The 1,646-nt window shown below is 73.0% G+C and carries 1 protein-coding gene; it reads right to left on the bottom strand.

The features are described 5' to 3' along the window. A partial coding sequence (locus tag ACZ6H8_RS06400) for an HNH endonuclease signature motif containing protein (protein WP_464145614.1) occupies positions 1 to 1,229 on the bottom strand: 1,229 nt, incomplete at its 3' end. Positions 1,230 to 1,646: the final 417 nt, after the last annotated feature.

The raw sequence follows: 1,646 nt of genomic DNA, 5'->3' as shown, positions 1-1,646 counted from the left end.
CCGAGTGGTGATCGCCAGCGGAGCTCGCCGGGGTGTGGGTGTGCGACGGTCCAGGCGGTGGCGTGCTTGAGGGTGTGGTGTCGTCTGCAGAGGTGGGCGAGGTTGCCGAGCGCTGTGGTGCCGCCGTCGTCCCAGGCGATGGTGTGGTCGGCGTCGTCGTCGCGGGCCTTGGCGGCGCAGCCGGGGAATCGGCACCAGTGGTCGCGGGCTCTGAGGTGTCGCAGCTGGGCTGTGGTGGGGCGGTAGGTGTCGACCTCGAGGACCGTGCCGGTGATCGGGTCGGTCAGGAGTCGCTCCCACGTGGTCGCGCTGCCTGCGAGGGCGCGGGCGGTGTCGGGGTCGATGGGCTGCACGCCGTCGAGGGTCGCGGGCAGGTCGCCGGTGCCGGTGATGGTGGTGACGGGGATCGTGATCTGCACGACGGGCGCGATCGCCGCGAACGGGCCTGGGCGTTCGATGGTGGTGCCTGCGGCGGTGGTCTCGGTGGTGGGTGCGCCGGTGCCGGTGAGGAGCAGCTCGCAGCACGCGTCGGCCCGCCATTGGTCGATGGTGCGGGGGTCGTCCTTCGCCTTGTGGCGGGCTGCGGTGCGGAGGCGGTGGTCGATGCCTTGGGCGAGCACGGCGGGGATCCAGGCGCTCAGGAACGCCATGCCGTCGTCGGCGGGCGTGATCCGTACGAACCGGCCCTCGCGGGCGCGACGATGGCGGACGGTCGCGGGCTCGGACAGGTGCGTGTCGGCCTCGCGGCGTGCGACCTTCCGGACCCGTGCGGGCGTGGTGGTCTCGGCGAGCGCCACCATGGCGGTCTCGAACGCGGCACGCGTCTCGGCGGTGACGTCGGTGGTGGCGAGGACGCCGCCGGCCTCGACGATCGCCCGCACATGGCCACGGCCGATGCGGGCTGCCGCGAACGCCTCGAGCACGACCGGCCACACGTCGACGAGCGTCATCGCCTCCGAGATCCGCGACGCGACGGCCTGATCCGACACCCGCGACAGGACTCCGACCTCCGCAGCGACCGCGCGCACATGCATGTCCACGTCGCCGCCCACCACACGGGCACGCTCGACGCCGAGATGGCCCAGGGCTGCCAGCACGCGGATCTCGTGGGCCTGGAACGCCTGCATGCCCGTGCGCAGCGCATCGAGCTGCGACAGCGCATTCGCCTGGATCGCATCCAGCGCAGCAGCATCAGGCCCGGCCGGGGTCTGCTCCATCTCCTGCGCCATGACCGCACACTGCCACCCACCACCGACACGGAATCCCGACGGTCACGGGGTCGCGGTGCCGGTGGTGGCGCCCCTCTCGAGGCTCGCTTCGCTCGCACCTCAAGGAGCGGCGGGCGGAAGCCCGAGTGGTGGCGGCCCTTTCGAGGCTCGCTTCGCTCGCACCTCAAGGAGCGGGGGCGGAAGCCCGAGTGGTGGCGCCCCTTTCGAGGCTCGCTTCGCTCGCACCTCAAGGAGCGGGATGTGGAAGCACCGCGGAAGTGGGCGGGGGCGCCCCGTTCGAGGCTCGCGGAGCGGGTCCTGAGGAGCGAGCGCAGCGAGCGTCTCGAAGGGCGCACCTCAAGGAGCGGGTGGCGGAGGCACCGCGGACGAGGGCGGGGTGTCCCGTTCGACGCTCGGGGCGGGCGGGCGCTGCGGGCG

The organism is Agrococcus sp. AC640b (assembly GCF_979255995.1).
This window is presented reverse-complemented; position numbering and strand designations above follow the sequence as displayed.